Source organism: Altericista sp. CCNU0014 (genome assembly GCF_044923475.1).
GTDB lineage: Bacteria > Cyanobacteriota > Cyanobacteriia > Thermosynechococcales > Thermosynechococcaceae > JAAURS01.
The window spans coordinates 59,074-79,680 of the sequence record NZ_CP137338.1 but is presented as its reverse complement, the minus strand read 5'-3'; the positions used below and the strand labels follow the sequence as shown (position 1 = coordinate 79,680).

At 51.4% G+C, this 20,607-nt stretch carries 25 protein-coding genes; 5 read left to right on the top strand and 20 right to left on the bottom strand.

The features are described from left to right. Positions 1-80: 80 nt before the first annotated feature. Positions 81-1,208: a tRNA preQ1(34) S-adenosylmethionine ribosyltransferase-isomerase QueA gene (gene queA / locus R6H26_RS00450; protein ID WP_404787367.1), complete on the bottom strand. Its 1,128-nt coding sequence runs from the start codon at positions 1,206-1,208 to the stop codon at positions 81-83. A gap of 387 nt (positions 1,209-1,595) precedes the next feature. Between queA and R6H26_RS00445 the strand changes: the two genes are divergently transcribed. Continuing rightward, positions 1,596-1,985 carry a hypothetical protein gene (locus R6H26_RS00445; RefSeq protein ID WP_404787365.1) on the top strand — a complete coding sequence of 130 codons (390 nt, stop codon included), beginning with the start codon at positions 1,596-1,598 and terminating at the stop codon, positions 1,983-1,985. A gap of 10 nt (positions 1,986-1,995) precedes the next feature. On the opposite strand, the gene R6H26_RS00440 is transcribed toward R6H26_RS00445, so the two are convergent. From R6H26_RS00440 to R6H26_RS00425, 4 genes are all read right to left on the bottom strand, one after another. Beyond that, positions 1,996-2,217, bottom strand: coding sequence for a hypothetical protein (locus R6H26_RS00440; protein WP_404787363.1), 222 nt, complete (start codon positions 2,215-2,217; stop codon positions 1,996-1,998). Positions 2,218-2,274: 57 nt separating this feature from the next. After that, positions 2,275-2,754 carry a hypothetical protein gene (locus tag R6H26_RS00435; protein ID WP_404787361.1) on the bottom strand — a complete coding sequence of 160 codons (480 nt, stop codon included), beginning with the start codon at positions 2,752-2,754 and terminating at the stop codon, positions 2,275-2,277. A 38-nt stretch (positions 2,755-2,792) separates the two neighbouring features. Continuing rightward, positions 2,793-3,422, bottom strand: a complete 630-nt coding sequence (locus tag R6H26_RS00430) for a hypothetical protein (protein WP_404787359.1) — start codon at positions 3,420-3,422, stop codon at positions 2,793-2,795. A gap of 216 nt (positions 3,423-3,638) precedes the next feature. Beyond that, positions 3,639-3,809, bottom strand: coding sequence for a hypothetical protein (locus R6H26_RS00425; protein WP_404787357.1), 171 nt, complete (start codon positions 3,807-3,809; stop codon positions 3,639-3,641). Between the two features lie 349 nt (positions 3,810-4,158). On the opposite strand from R6H26_RS00425, the gene R6H26_RS00420 reads away from it, so the two are divergent. Beyond that, positions 4,159-6,108 (top strand): hypothetical protein, encoded by a 1,950-nt coding sequence (locus R6H26_RS00420; protein ID WP_404787355.1) that lies wholly within the window; start codon positions 4,159-4,161, stop codon positions 6,106-6,108. Positions 6,109-6,359: 251 nt separating this feature from the next. Here R6H26_RS00420 and R6H26_RS00415 read toward each other — a convergent pair whose 3' ends face one another. Beyond that, positions 6,360-7,145, bottom strand: coding sequence for a DUF362 domain-containing protein (locus tag R6H26_RS00415; RefSeq protein ID WP_404787354.1), 786 nt, complete (start codon positions 7,143-7,145; stop codon positions 6,360-6,362). A gap of 20 nt (positions 7,146-7,165) precedes the next feature. Continuing rightward, a complete protein-coding gene (locus tag R6H26_RS00410) occupies positions 7,166-7,459 on the bottom strand; it encodes an ArsR/SmtB family transcription factor (RefSeq protein ID WP_404787353.1) in 294 nt (97 codons plus the stop codon). A gap of 134 nt (positions 7,460-7,593) precedes the next feature. On the opposite strand from R6H26_RS00410, the gene R6H26_RS00405 reads away from it, so the two are divergent. Continuing rightward, on the top strand, positions 7,594-8,697 hold the full coding sequence (locus R6H26_RS00405; protein WP_404787351.1) for an alkene reductase: 1,104 nt from the start codon (positions 7,594-7,596) through the stop codon (positions 8,695-8,697). A 19-nt stretch (positions 8,698-8,716) separates the two neighbouring features. Here R6H26_RS00405 and R6H26_RS00400 read toward each other — a convergent pair whose 3' ends face one another. Beyond that, the gene (locus tag R6H26_RS00400) at positions 8,717-9,064 is read right to left on the bottom strand and encodes a type II toxin-antitoxin system PemK/MazF family toxin (RefSeq protein ID WP_404787349.1); all 348 of its coding nucleotides are present in this window, start codon (positions 9,062-9,064) and stop codon (positions 8,717-8,719) included. Continuing rightward, a complete protein-coding gene (locus R6H26_RS00395; RefSeq protein ID WP_404787347.1) occupies positions 9,051-9,299 on the bottom strand; it encodes an AbrB/MazE/SpoVT family DNA-binding domain-containing protein in 249 nt (82 codons plus the stop codon). Before R6H26_RS00395 ends, R6H26_RS00400 begins: the two co-directional genes overlap by 14 nt. Positions 9,300-9,696: 397 nt before the next feature. On the opposite strand from R6H26_RS00395, the gene R6H26_RS00390 reads away from it, so the two are divergent. Further along, entirely contained in the window at positions 9,697-10,095 is a 399-nt protein-coding gene (locus R6H26_RS00390) for a hypothetical protein (protein WP_404787345.1), read from the top strand. A gap of 211 nt (positions 10,096-10,306) precedes the next feature. On the opposite strand, the gene R6H26_RS00385 is transcribed toward R6H26_RS00390, so the two are convergent. From R6H26_RS00385 to R6H26_RS00365, 5 genes are all read right to left on the bottom strand, one after another. Beyond that, positions 10,307-11,179, bottom strand: coding sequence for a hypothetical protein (locus R6H26_RS00385; protein WP_404787343.1), 873 nt, complete (start codon positions 11,177-11,179; stop codon positions 10,307-10,309). Positions 11,180-11,328: 149 nt separating this feature from the next. Then, positions 11,329-11,616 (bottom strand): BrnA antitoxin family protein, encoded by a 288-nt coding sequence (locus R6H26_RS00380; protein ID WP_404787341.1) that lies wholly within the window; start codon positions 11,614-11,616, stop codon positions 11,329-11,331. Beyond that, on the bottom strand, positions 11,617-11,883 hold the full coding sequence (locus R6H26_RS00375; RefSeq protein ID WP_404787339.1) for a BrnT family toxin: 267 nt from the start codon (positions 11,881-11,883) through the stop codon (positions 11,617-11,619). A gap of 80 nt (positions 11,884-11,963) precedes the next feature. Beyond that, on the bottom strand, positions 11,964-13,415 hold the full coding sequence (locus R6H26_RS00370) for an amidase (protein ID WP_404787337.1): 1,452 nt from the start codon (positions 13,413-13,415) through the stop codon (positions 11,964-11,966). 101 nt (positions 13,416-13,516) lie between these two features. After that, on the bottom strand, positions 13,517-14,107 hold the full coding sequence (locus tag R6H26_RS00365) for a Uma2 family endonuclease (RefSeq protein ID WP_404787335.1): 591 nt from the start codon (positions 14,105-14,107) through the stop codon (positions 13,517-13,519). A gap of 194 nt (positions 14,108-14,301) precedes the next feature. On the opposite strand from R6H26_RS00365, the gene R6H26_RS00360 reads away from it, so the two are divergent. After that, positions 14,302-14,829, top strand: a complete 528-nt coding sequence (locus R6H26_RS00360) for a GNAT family N-acetyltransferase (protein WP_404787334.1) — start codon at positions 14,302-14,304, stop codon at positions 14,827-14,829. 32 nt (positions 14,830-14,861) lie between these two features. On the opposite strand, the gene R6H26_RS00355 is transcribed toward R6H26_RS00360, so the two are convergent. The 6 genes from R6H26_RS00355 to R6H26_RS00330 all read right to left on the bottom strand — a co-directional run bounded on the left by R6H26_RS00355 (position 14,862) and on the right by R6H26_RS00330 (position 20,428). Further along, positions 14,862-15,611 carry an isoprenyl transferase gene (locus R6H26_RS00355; protein ID WP_404787332.1) on the bottom strand — a complete coding sequence of 250 codons (750 nt, stop codon included), beginning with the start codon at positions 15,609-15,611 and terminating at the stop codon, positions 14,862-14,864. Between the two features lie 75 nt (positions 15,612-15,686). Next, entirely contained in the window at positions 15,687-16,730 is a 1,044-nt protein-coding gene (locus R6H26_RS00350; RefSeq protein ID WP_404787330.1) for a ferritin-like domain-containing protein, read from the bottom strand. 148 nt (positions 16,731-16,878) lie between these two features. Continuing rightward, positions 16,879-17,805 (bottom strand): cobalamin-binding protein, encoded by a 927-nt coding sequence (locus R6H26_RS00345; RefSeq protein WP_404787328.1) that lies wholly within the window; start codon positions 17,803-17,805, stop codon positions 16,879-16,881. Between the two features lie 10 nt (positions 17,806-17,815). After that, positions 17,816-18,037, bottom strand: coding sequence for a hypothetical protein (locus R6H26_RS00340; RefSeq protein ID WP_404787326.1), 222 nt, complete (start codon positions 18,035-18,037; stop codon positions 17,816-17,818). A gap of 64 nt (positions 18,038-18,101) precedes the next feature. Further along, complete coding sequence (locus R6H26_RS00335; protein ID WP_404787324.1) at positions 18,102-18,761, bottom strand: Uma2 family endonuclease; 660 nt, start codon at positions 18,759-18,761, stop codon at positions 18,102-18,104. A gap of 77 nt (positions 18,762-18,838) precedes the next feature. Beyond that, positions 18,839-20,428: a glycoside hydrolase family 57 protein gene (locus R6H26_RS00330; protein WP_404787322.1), complete on the bottom strand. Its 1,590-nt coding sequence runs from the start codon at positions 20,426-20,428 to the stop codon at positions 18,839-18,841. Positions 20,429-20,607 lie beyond the last annotated feature (179 nt).

Here is a 20,607-nt window from a genome sequence, read left to right as displayed (position 1 = left end):
GCTGGAATGGTTTTGTCAATTTGCTGCATCAGGCAGATGATTTCCCTGTCTCAAGTTAAGCCACCGCCAATTCCCTACTCCTATGATGGCGCTATCTTGGCCTCAGGCAGAACGAGCATGGCATCGCCAAAGGAGTAAAAGCGATACTGCTCGGCGATCGCCGCTTCATAGAGTGCCATCAACCGCGATCGTCCGACCATCGCACTCACCAACATCAGCAAGCTGGACTTTGGCAGATGGAAATTTGTAATCATCCCGTCAACCACTTTCCACTGATAGCCCGGATAAATAAATAGATTTACCTTGCCGCAGTAAGGCTGAAGTTTTCCTAACTGGGTAACAACCCCCTCCAGCGATCGCACACTTGTCGTTCCCACTGCCATGACGCGCCCCCCAGCCGCCTTTGTCTCCTCAATCAGCCGAACCGTCTCCTCGGGAAGCTCCACCCATTCCGCGTGCATGGTGTGGTCCGCGATGCACTCTGCCTCCACGGGCCGGAAGGTACCAATGCCGACGTGGAGCGTCACGTAAGCTTGACGGATGCCCTTCTCTTTCAGGGTTTCTAATAACTCTGGTGTAAAATGCAGCCCAGCAGTCGGGGCGGCCACCGAGCCTGACTTCTCTGCATATACCGTCTGATACTGCTCCGGTTTCGATTCTCTCGACTGGATGTAGGGCGGCAGGGGGATTTGCCCCAAATGTTGTAGCGCTGCTTCAAGATCCAAGGTGGAATCCAGCACCTCAAACTCCAGCAAGCGACCGCGAGTCTCCCGATCGGTTGCGATCGCCTGCGCCCGCAGCAGAGGACGCTCGATCGAACCAAATTCAATTGAAGTGCCTGGCTTTAGCCGCCGCCCTGGTTTGACTAGGGCCAGCCAATGTCCTTCTCCCTTTGGCTCTAATAAAAATACCTCCACCGCCAAAGGCGGCGCATCGGGAAAGGATGGGTTCACCTTGCGCCCCAGCAGCCGCGCTGGAATCACGCGGGTATTATTGAGCACCAGCAGATCTCCAGGCCGCAACCACTGGGGAAGATCCCGAAAAATACAGTGGTGAGCGGTCTGATCTCCCACAACGAGCAAACGGGAGCGATCGCGCGGCACCATCGGCGTTTGGGCAATGAGAGACTCTGGCAGGCAGTAATCGTAAGCCGCCAATGATTCATCTGGCTCGGATCCCGGAAAAGAGAGCGGAGATGGGGCAATCATGCTAAGGTGCAAGCTAAGGTTAACAACCGCATATTAATCCAATATTTTTCAAGATTTTGCGAGTGCGTGTCGCTGACAGGCAACCGAAAAAGCCGAATTTAGACCGAGCCTTCCGTAAATTTGGGTAGCCTTCCCTACAAAGTGGCGTGTTTTACCCCTATCAAGAATCTTTTGATTTAGAAACAATATTAGAGAGGCATTCTGCGCTTATCGAGAGAGCATCAAGTCTCTCAACGAGCGGGTATTGGATCGAAGCGGAGTTCTTGCACCTGCAAGTCTGCGCCATTCAACCAACATTGACTTTAAAGCCCCATCCAAGCCTGTGCGTTGTAAAGCTTTTAGACCGCTGTTGTGCATTTCTAAATCCAGTGTCGGAAGGCATCGTCCATGGACTACCTATACTACCTCGGCAATGCTAGCTTAGTCCTCCGTGTCATTGAGTATCTCAAGAATGGCAGTACGGAACCCATTCAGTTTGCAACGGTACTCCATCAGCTCGATGGATGGATTGTAAGAGTTGTTTGTACTTCACGCTGGTCCGCGCATCGCCAAGGCGACCTGCGCGCTTTCCTAGAAGAGTTGGGCGTTGTTTATCGCCCAACTCCGCGCCTTCAGCGCGTACTTTTTGATTTAGAAGACGGGCATTCTCCCATTGAGGTCATGCAGCGCTACCAAGTGGCTGTTATCGTGCACGGTCAACCCGATCGCTCCGAAATTGAATCGTTTCGCCAACAGTTTATTCAAGGGTTAGGCTACTGTCCCGAAACTTTAGGGTAATTAGACCGATTTACGGGTGCGGTATGGCGGACTGACTCGATTTTAGAGATGGTTGAGATAGCTTCCAAGCATCCGTCAAAGACTTAACGTGAGAGCCTTTGAATTTTTCCATCCGACTGACCCTCATCATTGCCGTAGGTGTTGTAATGCTAAAGAGCGCTAAAACGCCCAAGCAAATCCATACGATCTTGTGCATGGATTGCGCGGGAATAGGTTTTACTTTTTGAATCATGATTGTTCTTTGGGACCTATCTAAGGTTTCGAGATAAAGACTAAAGGGTACCGAAACCTATGTCAGCGGCATGTAGGGAAATAACGGATGCCAGCACATTGCCGTAGCTGCAATCATCAGTGCAAATATCCAAAAAAAGATGGTATTAGATTTAATCTGCTGATTTTTCCAAAGCTGATGCAGCGCGATCCAGCTGACCCACCAACCCACCAATAGCATGGTTTCTTTGCCGGTATAGCTGCCGATGTTTCCCCATAGCTTGCTAGGGTTGTTGCTGCCTGGAATCCAAGCGCCCAATTTCCAAATAAATGCCTCGCGTGCTTTTGATGTGTCAGCGAGGTGGTGAACCACCATCATCGTGAAGCAGCCGATCGCAGCACTAATAAAGGCTGATGCGGCAACGCCAGATCCGTTTGGAGCATTTTTTGCGCCCTGAGATAACAGGCTTGGAAAGCGCTTAAATTGTCTCCACAATCTACCGTAGATCGGCTCGGTATTGGCAAGGTTTTCTGAATACGTATTCTTAGATACAGCCATAGTCCCCTCTTTATTTCTAGTGCGATTTATCTATTCGTTTATAGAGCGCGGATCTTCGCGATCCCCAAGCCTGTAAGCATTCCGCCCATTGCAAAAAACATCAGGCCCATCAGCGCTACGCTTGTTACTGCCAAAACGACCTGGTTTTTACGCTCTAAAATTGAGTCACCGTATTTCCACAGAACCCACGCGCAGGCAATGCTAATGGGCAAGGTAAACAGTACGGTAAATTCGTGGTACTCCATCAAAATGTATTGGCCTAGGGGAGAATTTTCTTTCAGCCATGCTCTGGCTCCTCCCATATCAAGGCCAGCGCGATATCGCATGTAGGCTAGGTTGCCAGTGGCGATCGCGAGAAAAGACAGCACTGCCGACCAAAAAGACAGCGTGCGCATTTGCGGCAAAATACTACTAGCCCCCCGCAACAACGGGAACGCAAGATGCCCTGCATACACCATCACCGCCATCGCCAAAAGCGATCCGAAGCCGTGTAGCGTTCCCATCCAGCGCTGCCAAGGGCTGGGATGAAACAAATTTACAAACGGGAACATCAGAAATATACCCGCCGACAGAATCGATAACCCGTAGACGGAAACCTGGGCAATGTCTAACCGCCGCGGGAAAGCCATTGCGGGAGGCTCGCCGCCCATATTTACTTTTTGCACCATAAATCATTGACCTTACTGAAATGTCCTTCACAGTTCCTGAATGAAACGCCTGTCAGGGAACCCGCCAAAGTTGCGGAACATTACGACAGGCTCGCATCCGCACCCAAGCACTCGACGCGCATCGATAGGAGCGCCTTTGCCCTAAACCTCCCACGGATCTGCAAAAACGCGAGGATAGGTCTTAGCTTCCCATCACATACTTGACAATAGATATCATTAAGTTTCTAGCAAAAGCAAGCGTTTTAGTACTCGATCCGGATTAGATTCAAAAACAGGTGTCTCAACCTTGACTCCAAAGCGCAAATTGAAATTATTTTTAGTTTGTTGATAGTTAATATCAACTATCGTATTCTCATCTTGGTTAAGTTTGCTACCGTTTGCAAGCATAGGCTCTAATCTCTGATAACTCTAGAGTCCAAAGCTCTTTGTAGCAAAGGATTTCTTGCTTCTGCCGTGTTTGTCCCCTAATCTTGTTCGATCGAGGATTTACGCTAAATCAATTTTATTTTCATTTTTTAATGAAAATATTCTCATGTATTTTTCGTGTATAGATCGATGTGTAGACCGTGTCGAACCCGATTGGGCTTGGGGCTAGGGTTGTGTTGCTGCAAACTATTGCCTTGTCGTTGCAGAACTAATTGAAATCTATTCCGAATTAATTTTTGACTCTGGGATGCACAGAGCAAGCTGTGCTGCGCGCAATTTACATCCAAAAACTTCTCTAGGAATGTCTATCATGCTTGACACGTTATCCAATTCGAACGGACTATCGCCCTTGATGCCTAGCAACTCATCCGTGCATTCAGGAGGCTTTGAGCCATTGCCATTGGATCCCCGTTCAACGAAGGTGGCCCAAAGCATTGCTCCAATTTATGGAACTGCTGGCGATGATTTAATTGAGGTTAGTTTGGGTAAGAGCACTATTTTTGCTGGCGATGGCAAAAACGTTGTATTGACGGGCAACGGGAATGATTCGATCTATACAGGTTTTGGCAACGACATCATTGAGGCGGGCGATGGTCGTAATACTATTTTTGCGGGCGATGGGATAAATCTGATTGCGGTCGGCAAAGGCAATGATTTAGTGACTGCGGGAACAGGCAACGACTTTATCGATGCAGGAGATGGTCGCAATACCATTAATGCAGGGGATGGTAAAAACCGCGTTCTGACGGGAAACGGAAAAGACATCATTACCACGGGCATTGGGAACGATACCGTTTACAGCGGTGCCGGGAATGACATCCTTAATGCAGGCGGCGGCACCAATATTATTAATGCAGGTATTGGCGAAGATGCCGTTATTTTAAGCAGCGGCAGCGTCAATAAACTGATCCTAGAAGGGGGTGAAGGTGCTGTTACGGTGCTGGGCTTTAATGCTGCCACTGATACGTTGCGTTTGGGCGCAAGCTTGCAGGGTAAGTCCCTCAAATTTGTCGCGCAGGGTTCCGATACGCTGGTCAAGTCCGGCAGCGATCTCCTCGCCACGCTTAAGGGCGTTACATCGGGTTCGCAGGCGCTTGTGGATAGCGGACCGCTCTATCGCTACGCGGCAACAGACTTAGGCTCCTTGAGTACGAATCCGAATGGTTCGGTGAATGCAGCCTCAATTAATGACTTTGGGCAAATTGCCGGACGTTACGATACGGGCGAAACCTTCACCAACACCAACGCGACCACTGGCGTTGTTAATCCTAATAATCTGGTACGGCAGGGGTTTATTTGGGAAGATGGTGTCCAGACACCACTGACCAGCACCGGGGTGAAAGACGGTCAGTCTAACTTCGGTGCCCCTGATGGTACAACAGTGACCCTCTTAACCCCCAACGTCAACACCATTGGCAACCGAGGTCAGATTTTGGGAACAGCCGATGAAGTCCGACAGCCCAATCCTGTCCCGACCGATCGCGGCTTAGTGTGGGCGAAGAACGATAGTGGCGGCTATGACCTGACTATTAATGACTTTGGTGGCGTTGAGAGCTACCTTTTCGATATCAACAACCGGAATCAGATTCCGGGTCGCAACATCGTCTCGTCCGATCGCGAAACCCCAATTTATTTTGAGGATGGTGCGGTTACGCCGCTAACGGATCTGGGCGGCGGCGGCGGTACGGCACGCGGCATCAATGGCAAAGGCCAGATTGTCGGCTATGTCGATAGCGATGGATTGGTCAATGGCGCGGAGATAAACACGGCTGTTCTTTGGGAGAAGGACGCAAACGGCGTTTACCAATTCAAAAATCTGGGTACCTTTGGCGCACAACAAGCCACCTTTCGGGATATTAACAATGCAGGGCAAATCATTGGCAGCACCAGCGAGGGTTCGGGTGCCACTGCCACGAGTAATCCTTTCATCTATCAGGATGGCGAATATACGGCAATTGGCAGCTTGGGCGGTAAGACGGGTTCTGTCAACGGCATTAACGAATTTGGCGAAGTGGTGGGCACTTCTCAAATTGCCTCGGGAACTAATCATGGGTATGTCTATATTGGCGGTCAGTTAACCGACTTAAACAGCTTGGTGACTGTGCCGCTTACCTACAACGGGGCTGCTGTAACCTTAACCAACGCGGTCAGTATCAATAACTTTGGCGAGATTGTCGCAACGGGCACCTACACCTACAAAGATCCAGTTACAGGCACAGACAAAACTGGAACGCGTTCGTATCTATTGCAAGCTGTTTAGTTCGCCGGAGTTTGAAACAGAAGGTAAAGCACGATCTCGTACAATACTGTTCGGATAATAAGCAAAGACATTGCACTTGCCCCCTTAGCCCCCCAATTCTGGGGGGAAATGACCCTAGTTTTTGGCTTTCTCCCCCCAGAATTGGGGGGCGGGGGGCTAATGCAGGGATGAATAGACTTAACCGAACAGTATTGCAATCTCGTACAGGTCGTACCTTACCTTTCTATGCCTTCAAGGTCATCGATTGAGCACTAGCTCAACCAGCGCAGACGCTCGATCGCTTCAAGGTAATCGGGCGTTAATTCATTGCCCAGTTCGCAGGCCCGCCGATCTACTGCAAGCAGATCGGTGCCCCAAATAATTTGGCCGAGGGGAATGGTTTCGCCTTTGTCGGGTTTCCAGTCCGGGCTAACCAACTTGCGATCGCCGTCTACCACTGCCCCATGAAAGAAATGGCCAATACTGAAGTACACGTCCTGAAGCACCAAGGGCACGGAGGGACGATGGAGTTGTCCGCGCGAATTGGCGCTTCTGGCTTTGTACTTAGCTCTGGGAAACAGACCGTATAAATTTTTGAGGGACGCTGAAATTAAAGGTTCGCCCTTGAGGGTTGTGCGCTTGAAGGCTCCCACGCTAATGCAGCAATCGACTTCAGCGAGCAGCGCTGGCGCGAACATGGACTGAAACCGCACGGGCTGCGGCGATCGATTGGGGTATTCCTGGAGGGGAAGACAATCTGCATCTAAAAGCTGCATCCCTTCATCCAGCAGCTTGTATAGCCCATGGCGGCTGGCAATATCGGTCAATGACACCGGGGAGCAAACCCCCTCCACAATTAAAATCTCAGCCGTGGGGCTACAGCGGCGCAAGCCTGCCAAAACAGCGCCTAAAACGCCCATGCTCACCGTTACAGGCGGCCCGACGGGATAGCCTAAGTTGGGTTTAACCAGAATGCGGGCTGCGCCGAGGGCCGCTGGGGGTGGCTCATACCGAAACAGTTCCGTTTTTGCCTGGTGTACGGTTTTGGGGTTAGGCATCAGCGATTCATTTCAATCTTTCAAACGGCGGACTGAAGCACAGCCGCAAGCAGTCCTGGGAACAGTTCGTCTAGCTCTTGCCGCCGCAGAGAATTGAGGTGCTGCGTCCCCGATTTGCGCGACAGAACGACCCCAGACTCCCGCAGAATTTTGAAGTGGTGGGACATGGTGGAACGGGCGATCGCAAATTCGAAATCGCAGCAGTTCTGTTCGCCTTTGGTTGCCAATTGACGCACGATCGCCAAACGGATCGGATCGCCGAGGGCGTAGAGCACGCCGGACAAGGTAATTTGCTGGCGGTCTGGGTGATACATCGGTCTCATGCTTGCATTATCCCACGATCTGGCCTATATTTTGATTGTTCGAGTTTTTCGAAATATAGAAATAAAGCGACTTAGCGCTCGTCAAGATTGCCCCAAAATGTCCCCAGTTAACAAGGCGGTATAGTATGACAGCAAATTCTCTCTTTGAACCCATTCAAGTCGGCGCGCTAAAGCTGCGGAATCGTCTGGTTATGGCTCCGCTGACGCGTGCCCGTGCAGGAGTAGAGCGCATTCCTAACGCGCTAATGGTGGAATATTATCGGCAGCGGGCCAGTGCGGGTCTTATTATTACTGAGGCGACTCACGTTTCGGAGCAGGGTATTGGTTGGGTGCAAACGCCGGGAATCCATACGGATGCTCAGGTGCAGGGCTGGACGAAAGTTACGGAAGCGGTGCATCGAGAAGGCGGCAAAATATTCCTTCAGCTTTGGCATACGGGGCGGGCCTCGCATCCCGATTTTCAGGTCGGGGGCGCGTTGCCTGTCTCTGCTTCGGCGATCGCCGCGAATGGCGATGCCCACACGCCTTTGGGTAAAAAGCCCTACGTGACTCCGCGAGCGTTAGAAATAGATGAAATTCCTGGAGTCGTGCAGACCTATGCGGACGCGACCCGGCGGGCACAAGCGGCAGGGTTTGACGGTGTCGAAATCCATGCAGCCAACGGTTATTTGATCGATCAGTTTATCCGAGATGGTTCTAACCGTCGCACCGATGCCTACGGCGGCAGCATCCCGAATCGGCTGCGGTTTTTGCAGGAAGTGACAGAGGCCGTAATTTCGGCTTGGAGTGCGGATCGGGTGGGCGTGAGGCTATCGCCGACCAATCCTTTCAACGACATGGCAGACAGCGATCCTGTGGCGACGTTCTCGGCGGCGGCGGAACTGCTGAATGGGTATGGGTTAGCCTATCTCCATATTTTAGAGGCGCTCCCCGGTCACATGCTGGCCGGAGAAGGAGAGGCTGTCGCCCCCTATCTCCGCAAAATCTTTAGAGGGCCGTTCATGGTCAATGGGGGCTACGATCGCGAGACGGGCGCTGCGGCGATCGCCCAAGGGGACGCGGATCTGATTGCCTATGGTGTGCCTTTTATTGCTAACCCCGACTTGCCGGAGCGGTTCCGTCGCAATGCCCCTTTGAATCCGCCGGACCCAGCCACGTTTTACGCCCACGGGCCAGAGGGCTACACCGATTATCCCGCTTTGGCAAAGGTGCAAAGCGTGGCGGCTTAATGCCCCGGCTATGCCACTGCTAGAAATTTTCTCCGCGCAGGAGAGAATTTAGCGCTGACTCAACAGATTTTTGGTCTTGAGAATGCAAATGACCAATGTGCTTGAGAATCAGCGCATGGTCAATGGTAAAAAGCTTCATCCGAACGATGGATGGGGCTTTTAGCCCTGCATCCTTGAGATTTGCAATGGCAACATCCAACGGCCATTGTGAATGGGATGCAGTGGTAATCATCGCCATCACGCTATGGCGAATCTCTGCGTTAAACAGCTCTGAGGACAGCACTAGGGCAGGTCTTTTTTTAGCTGCGGCCTTATCCGTGAAGGGAAATGGAACCACCACCACATCGAACTGCCTATAGGTCGTCATAGGCCGCATCGTCTTCAGGGCTATTCCATTCGCTTAAGGTTCCTTCAATGGCATGGAGATAATCCCAGTCAACGGTAGAAGGGTGTTTTTTCTTGATAGTAATAGTTTCGTCGGCCTGTTGTTCAAAGATAATTTTGTCCCCTGCTTGAATTCCAAGCTGCTCGCGCACTTTAAGCGGAATGGTGGCCTGATATTTTTGGGTCACGCTGGACTCTGCAATCACAGGTTCTAACATGCTGCTTCCTTATCATTTGAACTCAAAGGCTAAAATTTGGGTTTCAACCGTAATACGTATTACGTATACTAACATACGTAAGGGTAGGCTGGGTTGAGGAACGAAACCCATGTCCCGTAAGGACTGGATTGGTAGCGGGTTTCCTATCGTCAACCCACGCTACGATTACTAATTTGTCATGCAGTGGTACCCTATAGTGTCTGTTTTTAACCCATGTCTTGAAACAGAAAATTGATGGGTACCATAGAGAATAAACTTAATCGGACATAAAATAGCTAAAAAGCACTTGAAGCTTTATAGATTAATAGATGTAGCCTATTTTTAGTAATAGCTAAAATCCTTCTATTACAAGAATCCTTCTATTTTCGATCAAGTCTAATAGCTACAAGATATTAAAATGAAATTGCATAAAAGGTTCCTAGACTTCATTTTTGAAACCCTCGCCGATAAAGATAACTATATATCTGAATTAGTCTGTGATTGGATATTAAAAGTTAGAGATCCTGTGTTTTATGCTGAACTTAAGGATCAGAATCTTTACAATACATTTCGCAACGATGAAAACGTCTGCTCAACCTATATTGATGACATTCAGGTTTCATTGCACCGAAAAGGGATTCTCTTAGTTGGTACATGGCAACTTCCAATTTTTATGTGGCGAGAAGCTATTGAGTGGCATTCTACAGGGAAAGAAAATATAGCTATGGGCGCTCGTCCTTTAAAGAAATATTGTGATGTTGCCGCTCAGGTTTTGGCCAAAAATCCCAATTTGCCAGACTGTCCTGGGATACTTTGATATAGATCTAAATACGGTATTCCAGTAGCAAATGTGCAAAAAACTATGCTCGTACGGGTATAGCCAAAAGACAAGACATAGACTAGTAAGGGTAGGTTGGGTTGAGGTAACGAAACCCATGACCCACAAAGATTAGATCGGTAGCGGGTTTCCTATCGTCAACCCACGCTACAATTGCTGGCGCTACGATTGCTCATAAAATAAACGCCTACTAACACAAAAAACTACTATGAGCTTCTTTGAACGTCCATTCCACCGTATTTCCTGATATTTCTCCTTCATAAAGACAGCGAACGTTATAAGCACTTTTATACATTTTTACCAAAGGATGACTTTCATCAGTACAACTATTAGGAATTAGTTCATGAGGAATCATTACTACAATCTCAATTTTGGTTATTTCTAATTTTTTATGAGCCTTTTCAGGTTTAATCGCGATATTTTTATTATTAAGCAGATGTACAGATGGATATCGCCAACCATCGTATTTATCATCTCCAAACCATGTCCTACAGATTGAAGAAGAAATACGATGAAGGAACTGAGTTCCTTCACCAACTGGTTTCAAGAATTCGGTTCGAATAAAATCTCTTAAAATTTGATAAGAGACTAGTTCATCACCCTCATATAAGGGTGGAGATCCTGGAGTATCAACTTCGCGAGGCTCCAAGCTTTCAGGGACAATATTAGCAAAATAACATTCTTCTCTTGCAGAATATTGAATCAAATAAAATGTATCAAAAGGCTTGATTTTTATTTCCTCAAATGGAGTGACTGAATTCTCGGAAACATACAATACTGGTTCTTCTTCAATGTTACAACGACCCAAAGGTGTTTTTCTCTTCGGAGGTTCCCAAAACTCACTGATGTTGGTCTTTAGGTTATTGCATGGCCTGATTCTCCATAGTTTCTGCGGAGTTGATCTATAACCCGAAACTAAAATTACTTTAAATGAATCTATTAATTCTTTTAGCTTTTCATCAACATCTTCATGCGAGCTTTGTTTGAAATCAAGATGTCGCCATTCTTCAATTATCTCCATAATTCGTGAAGGTTTTGGAAATTTCCAAGAATGCTCAGTCATGAAAGTTAATTTTGTACGTTTTATATAAAATTAGTATATGCGCTAACGGCCTGCGGCTCACCGGACAGTTGGGGTAGGCTGGGTTGAGGAACGAAACCCATGCCCCACAAAGACTAGATCGGTAGCGGGTTTTCTATCGTAAACCCACGCTACGATTTCTTGCCTGCTCGTTCCAACTCTTCGCGTAATACTCGCCTCAAAGTTGATTCCAGCGGCTCATGTTGCTGTCGAATATGCGATCGCAAAGCCTCATTCATCAAGGTTTGATAATTTCCCCCACCTGCTTGATGAACCTGTTCTCGAAACCATTCCAATATGGTGTCGTCAATGCGAATGGTAATGCGCGTTTTTCCCGCACTAACAGGGTCAATAGCACCCCGTTTCCCTTGGCTAAAATTGTATTCAATTTCTGTAGAATCGTATTCTGTTTCCATCATTTAACCCTCTTCATACTGTCTTCGTTCTTGACGAGTCGCAGGTCTAGCTGAAATTAATCGAATTTCCTTACCGCGCAAGGTATACACCACCACAAGTACCCGACCTAGAGCATCCATACCGATTGTGATAAATCGTTCTTCATCAAATCGTTCATCCGATATCGTAATTGCCAAGTCATCTGAGAACACAGAGACTGAATCGGCAAAATCAATGCCGTGCTTACGAAGGTTTGTGGCCGCCTTGTATGTGTCCCATTGATACGCCATTTATTCATTATATGCACGATTGTGCATATAAAGTAAGACGTGACTGTAGGTAGACTGTACGCTGCTGGTTCTGGTGCGAACTAGTATCCTGGCGGTCGCCGAAAGCCTGCTGTTAGCTCGGAGAGAGACTGGGCGATCGCCAAGAGCCTCCGATCTTGCCACCGCTGGCCCACAAGCTGCACGCCAATCGGGAGTCCATTGGTGCTAATGGGTAGGGTGACGACTGGGTTTCCGGTTAAGTTGAAAATACTGCTAAAACCCAACCCCCACATCCAATAGGACACCCTACGATCGTCGACTGCGAGCGGCCCTCTAAGGGGAAACCAGGTTTGCCGATGGGTAAAGGCGGGGCCAGGAGCGACGGGACACAGCCATGCATCCCACTGGCTCAGGAACTGCTCCATGTGGCCAATGAGGCGATCGCGGCGGGACAGGGCGGTCATGTAGTCCTGCAAACTCATGGAAACCCCCCGCACAAATCCCCGTCCCAAGGCACCGCTGGGAATCAAACCCGAGGGCAATAGCTTGGTCATGCCGCTGGCCAAACCCCGCAGGGTTGCAGTCTGACCTTGGGCAATCTGACCCACGCACAGTTCGCCGAAGGTTTCCCAGGCTTCCGTAAAGTCAAAGTTGGGGGGCGTCGCGCGTTCCACCTGGCACCCAGCGGCACTGAGCGTTGCGGCAAAAGTCTGGATGGCCGATTGGGTTTGAGTATCTACGGTCAATTCCTCAAAGCGATCGCACCAGGCAATGCGATACTTCGACAACGGTTGTTGGATGGGCGCTTCCTTTTCTAGGGGAGAGACTTCCCACTCTGTGCCGTCAGGGCCTTCGATAATCTCCAAGCAAAGCTTGAGGTCTGCAACCGAGCGCGCCATGGGACCCGTCGAAATCATGTGGCGCAGAAGGCGCGGGTTGCTGCGCAAGGAATTGGCAACCCGATGTTCTGTGGGTTTCAGGCTATATACCCCGCATAAATGGGCTGGCATCCGCAGAGAACAGCCGAGATCGTTGCCGAGTTCGAGAGGGGAGAGTCCAGCGGCGATCGCCGCCCCGCCCCCGCCGGTGCTGCCGCCTGGCGTGCGCGTCAAATCCCAAGGGTTGTTGGTGCGGCCAAAGATGGGGTTGACGGTTTGAATATCGGTGCTGCCTTTGGGGACATTGGTTTTACCCAACACAATTGCGCCCGCAGCCCGCAGCCGCGCGACTAGGGGAACGTCTTTTGGGGGAATGTATTGGGCCAGACTCTTATAGCCAAACGTCGTTCGCAGTCCTGCGGTTTCAAAGAGATCTTTGAACGTGACGGGCACGCCGTGCAGCGGCCCTAGAGTTTGGCCTGCGGCAACAGCTTCGTCTGCCGCTTTTGCCTGAAGCCGCGCCTCCGATTCGTTGAGGGTCACGATGGCATTGAGAGCCGGGTTATGCCGCGTAATGTGCGCCAAGTGGGATTCTAGAACTTCGACGGCGGAAAAAGTGCGATCGCGGATGCCTTGGGCCAGCTCAGATGCGGAATAAAAAACCAAATCGCCCATGAAAACCTCAGAACCGTTGAATTGAATCGGCGCAGAGCATCATTGCGCTTTAAGGGGACTGTGCTACAGATACACAGCCTTCATCAGAATCGCACCAATGGTTAATCGTCCGTAAATAGATCGACCTGAAGCGTAAATCCAGGCAAAACGGTTTCGCCTGAGAGGAGCGCGGGCAGCGATCTCACCTCTTTCTCTTGGCCCTGGCGATAGATTTCCACTTGCTGGTCTTGGGGGTTAAACAGCCAACCTAAACGCACGCCGCTGTTTAGATATTCCTGCATTTTGGCTTGAAGGGTTTGCAGGCTGTCGGGTTGAGAGCGCAATTCAATCACAAAATCGGGGGCGATGGGCGGGAATTTCTGACGTTGTTCTGGCGTGAGGGCTTGCCAGCGCGATAGTTCTACCCAGGCCGCATCAGGAGAGCGATCTCCCCCGCCGGGTAGTTTGAAAATCGTCGAGGAGCTAAAGACTTTTCCCAACCCAGTTTGCCGATTCCAGATACTGAGGTCGGTCCCCAGCTCCATTTCGCGGCTACCGCTATCGCCTCCGACAGGTGGCATCAGGATTAATCCTCCGGCTGCACTACGTTCGATATTGAGTTCTGGATTGCTGATGCAAAGCTGATAAAACTGCTCATCGGTGAGGTGAACCTGCTTTAGATCTAAGGTTAGGGGGAGTGTCAGTGCTGTCATGGCCTTCGCTTCCGTAAACATAGTCGTCCGTCGCGATCGGAATGGAGGATTGTTCTATTATCTCGGAATTGAGAAGGATAGGGTGCGCGCGGATGCCTTGGACGAGTTGATAAGCTGAATAAAAAACTCAATCTTCCGTGAGCGATTCCGCAGGTCCTCTTTCCTGTTTCAGCCTCGTTTTTGCACCTTAATCCATGAATACTATTGAAATCAGGCCGTTCGAGCCATCGGACTTAGAGAGCTTTAATAGGACCCTCAATACAATCTGTGCCGAGCGGCGCTATCTGGCATCGGTGGATGGATTTTCCCTGGAAGAATCTCGGCAATTCATTGAAAGCAGCCTAGATGCAGGCACGATCCATCAGGTTGCGGCGGTTGGCAGTCAAATCGTCGGCTGGTGCGATATTATCCCCCATTCAGAGGCAGGATTCACCCATGTAGGACGGCTCGGCATGGGCCTTTTACGAGACTATCGCGGGCGCAGCCTTGGGACGAAGTTGTTGTCCGCTTGTCTGGAGCGCGCCCAAAACGCGGGGTTGGAGAAAGTCGAGCTTCAGGTCTTTGCTGATAATAAAGCGGCGATCGCCCTCTACAAAAAATTTGGATTCCGCCAAGAAGGTCTGCGACAAAAGGGTCGCAAGCTAGAGGGGCAGTATCAAGATATTCTGCTCATGGCGTTGATGTTAGAGGACTTTTCTAAGGGGGAAAATATTCCAGTTTGATTTTTCCCAGCAAGCGGCGCATGTCCGTCGCCCTAGGCCGCAACCTTACCAAAACGGCGATCGCGTTTTTGGTAATAGAGCAGTGCCTGATGAAACGCCTCGCGATCGAAGTCGGGCCAGAAGGTTTCGGTGAAGTACAGCTCCGTGTAGGCCAGTTGCCAGAGCAAGTAGTTGCTGAGGCGCTGCTCGCCGCTGGTGCGAATCAGAAAGTCCGGGTCGGGTGTGCCTTGGGTGTAGAGGTATTGCTCGATCAGCGCTTCATCGACAGCATCAGGCTGGAGTAAGCCCTGCTGGGCATGGGTGGCGATGCGGCGGCAGGCTTGGGCGAGTTCGGCGCGGCTGCCGTAGTTGATCGCAACGGTAAAGTGGACCGCCTGATTTTTGGCGGTGAGGGTCATGGCGCGATCGATTTCCTGTCGGAGCGAGTCTGCCAGGACGGACAGGTCGCCTACAAAGGAAATCCGCACGCCTTCGCGCTGCATTTCGGCTAGTTCTCGCCGTAGCAGGCGCTCGAACAACCGCATTAGAAACCCCACTTCCTTTAATGGGCGCTGCCAGTTTTCGGTGGAGAAGGCGTAGGCCGTTAAGGCTGGGATACCCCAATCTTTACAGCAGCGCAGCAGGTCTTTGAGGGTTTTGGCCCCCTGGCGATGGCCAGCTATGCGAGGAAAGCCACGCTTGCTGGCCCAGCGGCCATTCCCATCCATGATGACGGCGACGTGCTGAGGCAGCCTTTGGGGGTTGAGGTCGGACGGCAACTGTGCGTAGGTTTGAGTTTGCATAAAAAGACAGGATTAAAGAAAAAAATTAAGGTTGTTGCGTGCAGGGCTGGGCGGTGCCGCGTAGGAAGGAATGCCTCATCTTCGTAGGGGCGCAAGGCCTTGCGCCCCTACAGGGCGTATTGAATCTAACCTCAAATTGCAAGGGTCTTGAATCGGGTGCAGGGGGCGACTTCCAAACAGTCTCTGAAGATCGTCCGGCACGAGGGTTTTGTGCCAAGACTGGAGTTGGGTAAGGGCGATCGCAAAGGTCCAAACAAAGCTCGCCTGATTGCGCCAAGACCAGGCTTCCCAGTGCAGCACTTGAGCCATCCGGCGCAGGGTGTGGAGCAAGCTGCTGTGTCGTTCCTGTTTCCAAAGCTTTTCGAAGGCGCTGTAGCCGAGCGTATATAGCACCTTTAGTCCCGAAGCCTCAGGAAAAAGCCAGCGACCGAACCCCCAAAACTTCGTCATGTGATTGATTTCATCCAGCAGTAGCTCTTCGAGAACCGCTTGTAATGGCCCGGTCGAATGGGCCATCAGCCAGAGATACAGACAGGTCGCGCCATACTCCGTGGCGATGCGATGGAGACCGTGATAGTAGAGATCGTCGCGCGCATTCCCCGTTGGCTCGTAGGGGCGAGGCGCATGGGAAAGCAGCCTCAGCTTGAGTCCCGTGAGCTGGGTGTAGAGTTTCTGGAGTGCTGGGGCATGTTGGCGCTCTTCTTTTTCCCACAATCCCAGCTCTATTAACGTCCCTGCGTCATCCGGAACGCCCCCCACAAACCGCGCCATGTCGGGATGAAGCGGTTCTAGATACTGGCGGCTGGTTTGGGTGTAGCCGCGAATGGGTTCCTCGGTATCTGCCGAACCCGCCAGAATCGCGAGAAAGACCAGCGGGTCAATGCCGATAATTTGCGAGGCATCCACGTTTTGCCAGTCCAGCCGTTTCCAGGGGCGCGGTTGGGGGTTGCGAAACTGGGCAGGGAGATCCTGGAGGCGATCGCCCAATGTCTCCGCACTCAGGTGTTTGCAAACTAGGGTTTGCGACCGTTTTTGGATTTGCCAGAGATTGGGCTGAGGGTAACAATCCCCGGCTAAATCCGTATGAGGAAAGTCGAGCGGAAGGGTGTGAGCTATCATGCGGCAGACTGCATCCTTTTTCGTGCTGCGCTCACAGCTTAGAAAAACGCAGATCGGATTTGCAGTCGGCAAGAGTCGGGAGTTATCACCCTTGCAGTCGGAGAACGTCGGTTCTGGTGCGGCATTTAATATTTGCTTGCCGTGGGAGCTAAACGTACAAGCGCGCCCAGCCTCGATGTTCGTAACCGTAGTTCAGTTCGGGATGAAATATTTCCGCCAAAATTTCGAGGGAATCGACCAGGCGCGGGCCAGGACGATTAAAGTATTGATTGCCGTCAGTCAAATAGACCTGCCCCTGCCGGACTGCTTTTAAAGTTTGCCAATGGGGGTTTTGGGCGAGATCGGCGATCGCCGCCCTTCGAGTCTGCTCCAAATCGAAGCCGCAGGGCATAACCGCTAAGAGATCTGGGTCTGCCTGAAGTAACTCATCCCACTCCATCCACGGGGAATGTTTCCCCACGCTGCCAAATAAATTTTCGCCGCCTGCTAGCGCGATCAGCTCCGGCACCCAGTTCCCCGCCGCCATCAGCGGATCGGTCCATTCAATGGACGCCACGCGCGGTCGATGGGGGAAAGCCCGCACCTGCTGTTGCACTGTTGCCACCCGTTGCCTCAGCGCGGCGATCGCCGCATCGCTCTCTGCCCCAACCGCATCGCCGACGCGCCGGATATCCGCCCAGACTTCTTCTAGGGTGGAAGGCTGCAACGAGATAATCTGGGCCGAACAGCGGGTCAGTTGGGCCACCGCTGTTTCTACGTCAGACAGGCTGACGGCACAGACCTCGCACTGGGCCTGGGTCAGAATATGGGTAGGCCGCAGGCGCTCCAGCGCTTCTAAATCGATCCGGTAGATACTGAGCACGGATTGCAGCAGATCTTCCACCCGGTCGTGGATTTCGCGGCTGGTGCCTTGAGGGTCCAAGTTCGGTGCCGTGCAGATGGGGAGCGCACGGACGGTCGCGGGGTAGTCGCATTCGTGCGATCGCCCCACCAATGCGTCCTCCAACCCCAATGCCGCTACAATTTCCGTCGCGCTTGGAATCAGCGAGACAATCCGCAGCTTTGGATGAGGCATCGCCCGCGCGCTAATCAATGTCAATCGACTGAGGGCCGCTGCCGTTGCTGTTATTCCCTTCAGAAGTCGTACTAGATGGAGAAACCGTTACGCCCAACCCTCGATCTAGCCAAGTTCTCAGGGGATCCTCAGAGGGATTGAGCCGCAGAATACCTGAGGCAAACCCTCCTAAAAAGGCAACGGGCTTTTGCACGAACTCTTGAAAAATGGGGGACAGTTCTTGGACAAACATTTCAACTTCGCACGCATCGACATATTGATGGTAACGGGTTCATCGGTCTTTCTGCCAAACTTCCCTATCGGCAATTTCTTACAACCCATTCCTTTAACGTTCGAACGGCTTGAGCCTCGCCTTCACTCCTAGACTGCTTTAGGAACGTGTAAAAGGTATCTTTATCGAGCCACGGAAACGTTGGACTGGCGTCTACTTCTTCGTAAGTTCCCTCAACCAGTTGATAGATGGTTAAAACTTGCCCATTAAAGCGCCAAAATTCAGGAATGCCGATTTGGGCATACAGTCGGTTTTTATTGATATCTGTATGGGTAATATCAACCTCTAGCACTAGATCCGGTGGCGGATCTTGCTCTAAATCGACGGTTTTTCCGCGCACGAGTGGCTCATTTTGAATGTAATAGCACTTATCGGGTTCAGCCCCCTTCTCTAATTGAGGACGCCTAAGTGTTGTAGAGGCAAGCCCCTTAACATTGAGTCCACCTTCCACCACCAGCGTCCGAATGAAGGCCCCAATTAGGTCGCTTGGGGTTTCATGGGCTTCTAATGGAACCATAAATTCCAACATTCCTTCGTCATAATGCAGGCGAACGGCTCTATGCTCGCCAAAGGCGTCTAACAACTTTTCGTAAGTTTCCCAACTCACGTTATTGAGCGTTAGACGCTGCTCGGCAGGCGGAACTGAAACAGCATTGACTTGAGGTGCGTCGCTGGTGCTGACCATTCAAAGAAAGCTCCCGGTCCAGAATCTTCATCTTTGACCTATTGCTCCACTTTAAAGCACCGCTTTCAACAAAAGCGCTATAGCGGACGATAGACGCGGTAGTTAATATTCGGAAAAATATTGTCCATGAGCGCCACTTTCTCCAGCCAGCCAGAGTCGATTTTGCCTTCGCGAATGTCATCGTAGAGCTTGTAGAACCGGACCAAGTGCGATCGCGTTCTGCGTACGGCATAGGGCACCATCGTCCCCGTCCGCATAATAAACGCCCAATCGGAGGCTTGGGCTAACAAGAGTTCTCTGGCCGCTTGGTTGAGCGCCCGCCACTCTAGTTCGTCGGCAGGTTCGCGTTTGGCCAGCTCGATCATGCGCTCGGCGGCCTTGTGCAGGTGCGGATAGATCCAAGCGTTAGTTTCGTTGAGCCAGTATTCGTGAAAGCCCTTGTAGCCCCAGCTGGACTGGGACGGACGGCATACCTGCTGATTGGGGTTGCCCCGCAGGTAGTCGGCCAGATGGGTCATGTCGTAGGTGTGCTGGTCGTGCCAGGACTTGCGGCAGAGAAAGTCGATGAATTGCGGCCCTTCGTACCACCAATGCCCGAATAGCTCCGCATCGTAGGGCGACACGACAATGGGAGGGCGTTGCATGATGCCGTTGAGGTGACGCACCTGCTGTTCCCGGTTGATCATGAAGTTGCCCGCGTGTTCGGCGGCTTTTTCTTTCGCCCAGTAGGGGTCGTACAGGGCTTTGTCGCTCAGACCCAAGCCCTTGCCCGTAATTTTGTGGTATTTGATGCCCACGTTTTTGCGCTGACCGTTGGGCATGATGTAGGGCTTGATGTATTCGTAGTCCGCTTCCCAACCCAAGTCTTTGTAGAACTCTCGGTATTCCGCTGCGCCGGGATACCCCACTTCTGAAGACCACACCTGCTGAGAGGACTCGTGATCCCGCCCGAAGGCCGCAACGCCCGTTTCCGTAAAAATGGGGGCGTAACTCCCATAACGAGGGCGCGGTCGGGCGTACAGGATGCCGTGCCCATCCGTCAGAAAGTAGCGCAGCCCTGCATCGGCGAGCATGCGCTCTAACCCTTCGTAGTAGGCGCATTCTGGTAGCCAGATTCCCTTCGGCGGTCGTCCGAAATTCTCTTCGTAGCTTTCGCAGGCCACTCGGAGCTGGGCCCACACGGCCTCGGGATACATTTTCATCAGGGGCAGGTAGCCGTGGGTGGCTCCGCAAGTCATGATTTCAAGATTATTGCTGTCTTGAAATTTCTTGAATGCCCCGATGAGGTTGCGATCGCAGTCTTCCCAATAGGCCCGAATCCGACCGAATTCTTCGACGTAATGCTCTGCCAAATATTTGAGGTGGCCGTTGAACGCGTTTCGCTCGATTTCTAACGTTGCCAGCTCTTCTAGGGTTGCCAAATAATCGTCAAACCGATCCTGAAGCAGCGGATCGCCGAGCATCGCCACGAGGGGGGGCGTCATGCTCATCGTGATCTTAAAGTCGATGCCGTCACGCTTTAGCCCCTCAAACACCATGAGCAAGGGCACATAGGTTTCGGTAATGGCCTCGTAGAGCCACTCTTCTTCTAAAACGTAGTCGCTTTCTGGATGCCTAACAAACGGAAGGTGGGCATGAAGCACCAGCGCAAGGTAGCCGACGGTCATAGAGCTTTAACCAATAGAGTTCAGGAATAGCGGGGATCGGTAAAGGAGTCCTTCCTATCAGTCTCTATTGTGCCAGAGCGTGTCCTACGCGGAACGCAAAATAAAGAACCCTTTCCTACGCCAATATAGATTTTGTTCCTCGACCTAGGAGTGCAGTTTCTTAGAAGGTTTGCGATCGC

Bases quoted from the DNA above. Each gene is read 5' to 3' on its own strand.
- R6H26_RS00370 (WP_404787337.1), bottom strand. From the start codon at position 13,415: ATGGGCGATTTGGTTTTTTATTCCGCATCTGAGCTGGCCCAAGGCATC.
- R6H26_RS00415 (WP_404787354.1), bottom strand. From the start codon at position 7,145: ATGCCTAACCCCAAAACCGTACACCAGGCAAAAACGGAACTGTTTCGG.
- R6H26_RS00355 (WP_404787332.1), bottom strand. From the start codon at position 15,611: ATGCAAACTCAAACCTACGCACAGTTGCCGTCCGACCTCAACCCCCAA.
- R6H26_RS00380 (WP_404787341.1), bottom strand. From the start codon at position 11,616: ATGATGGAAACAGAATACGATTCTACAGAAATTGAATACAATTTTAGC.
- R6H26_RS00345 (WP_404787328.1), bottom strand. From the start codon at position 17,805: ATGCCTCATCCAAAGCTGCGGATTGTCTCGCTGATTCCAAGCGCGACG.
- R6H26_RS00440 (WP_404787363.1), bottom strand. From the start codon at position 2,217: ATGATTCAAAAAGTAAAACCTATTCCCGCGCAATCCATGCACAAGATC.
- queA (WP_404787367.1), bottom strand. From the start codon at position 1,208: ATGATTGCCCCATCTCCGCTCTCTTTTCCGGGATCCGAGCCAGATGAA.
- R6H26_RS00400 (WP_404787349.1), bottom strand. From the start codon at position 9,064: ATGACGACCTATAGGCAGTTCGATGTGGTGGTGGTTCCATTTCCCTTC.
- R6H26_RS00430 (WP_404787359.1), bottom strand. From the start codon at position 3,422: ATGGTGCAAAAAGTAAATATGGGCGGCGAGCCTCCCGCAATGGCTTTC.
- R6H26_RS00425 (WP_404787357.1), bottom strand. From the start codon at position 3,809: ATGCTTGCAAACGGTAGCAAACTTAACCAAGATGAGAATACGATAGTT.
- R6H26_RS00375 (WP_404787339.1), bottom strand. From the start codon at position 11,883: ATGGCGTATCAATGGGACACATACAAGGCGGCCACAAACCTTCGTAAG.
- R6H26_RS00420 (WP_404787355.1), top strand. From the start codon at position 4,159: ATGCTTGACACGTTATCCAATTCGAACGGACTATCGCCCTTGATGCCT.
- R6H26_RS00350 (WP_404787330.1), bottom strand. From the start codon at position 16,730: ATGATAGCTCACACCCTTCCGCTCGACTTTCCTCATACGGATTTAGCC.
- R6H26_RS00360 (WP_404787334.1), top strand. From the start codon at position 14,302: ATGAATACTATTGAAATCAGGCCGTTCGAGCCATCGGACTTAGAGAGC.
- R6H26_RS00435 (WP_404787361.1), bottom strand. From the start codon at position 2,754: ATGGCTGTATCTAAGAATACGTATTCAGAAAACCTTGCCAATACCGAG.
- R6H26_RS00385 (WP_404787343.1), bottom strand. From the start codon at position 11,179: ATGACTGAGCATTCTTGGAAATTTCCAAAACCTTCACGAATTATGGAG.
- R6H26_RS00390 (WP_404787345.1), top strand. From the start codon at position 9,697: ATGAAATTGCATAAAAGGTTCCTAGACTTCATTTTTGAAACCCTCGCC.
- R6H26_RS00445 (WP_404787365.1), top strand. From the start codon at position 1,596: ATGGACTACCTATACTACCTCGGCAATGCTAGCTTAGTCCTCCGTGTC.
- R6H26_RS00410 (WP_404787353.1), bottom strand. From the start codon at position 7,459: ATGTATCACCCAGACCGCCAGCAAATTACCTTGTCCGGCGTGCTCTAC.
- R6H26_RS00405 (WP_404787351.1), top strand. From the start codon at position 7,594: ATGACAGCAAATTCTCTCTTTGAACCCATTCAAGTCGGCGCGCTAAAG.
- R6H26_RS00365 (WP_404787335.1), bottom strand. From the start codon at position 14,107: ATGACAGCACTGACACTCCCCCTAACCTTAGATCTAAAGCAGGTTCAC.
- R6H26_RS00395 (WP_404787347.1), bottom strand. From the start codon at position 9,299: ATGTTAGAACCTGTGATTGCAGAGTCCAGCGTGACCCAAAAATATCAG.
- R6H26_RS00330 (WP_404787322.1), bottom strand. From the start codon at position 20,428: ATGACCGTCGGCTACCTTGCGCTGGTGCTTCATGCCCACCTTCCGTTT.
- R6H26_RS00335 (WP_404787324.1), bottom strand. From the start codon at position 18,761: ATGGTCAGCACCAGCGACGCACCTCAAGTCAATGCTGTTTCAGTTCCG.
- R6H26_RS00340 (WP_404787326.1), bottom strand. From the start codon at position 18,037: ATGTTTGTCCAAGAACTGTCCCCCATTTTTCAAGAGTTCGTGCAAAAG.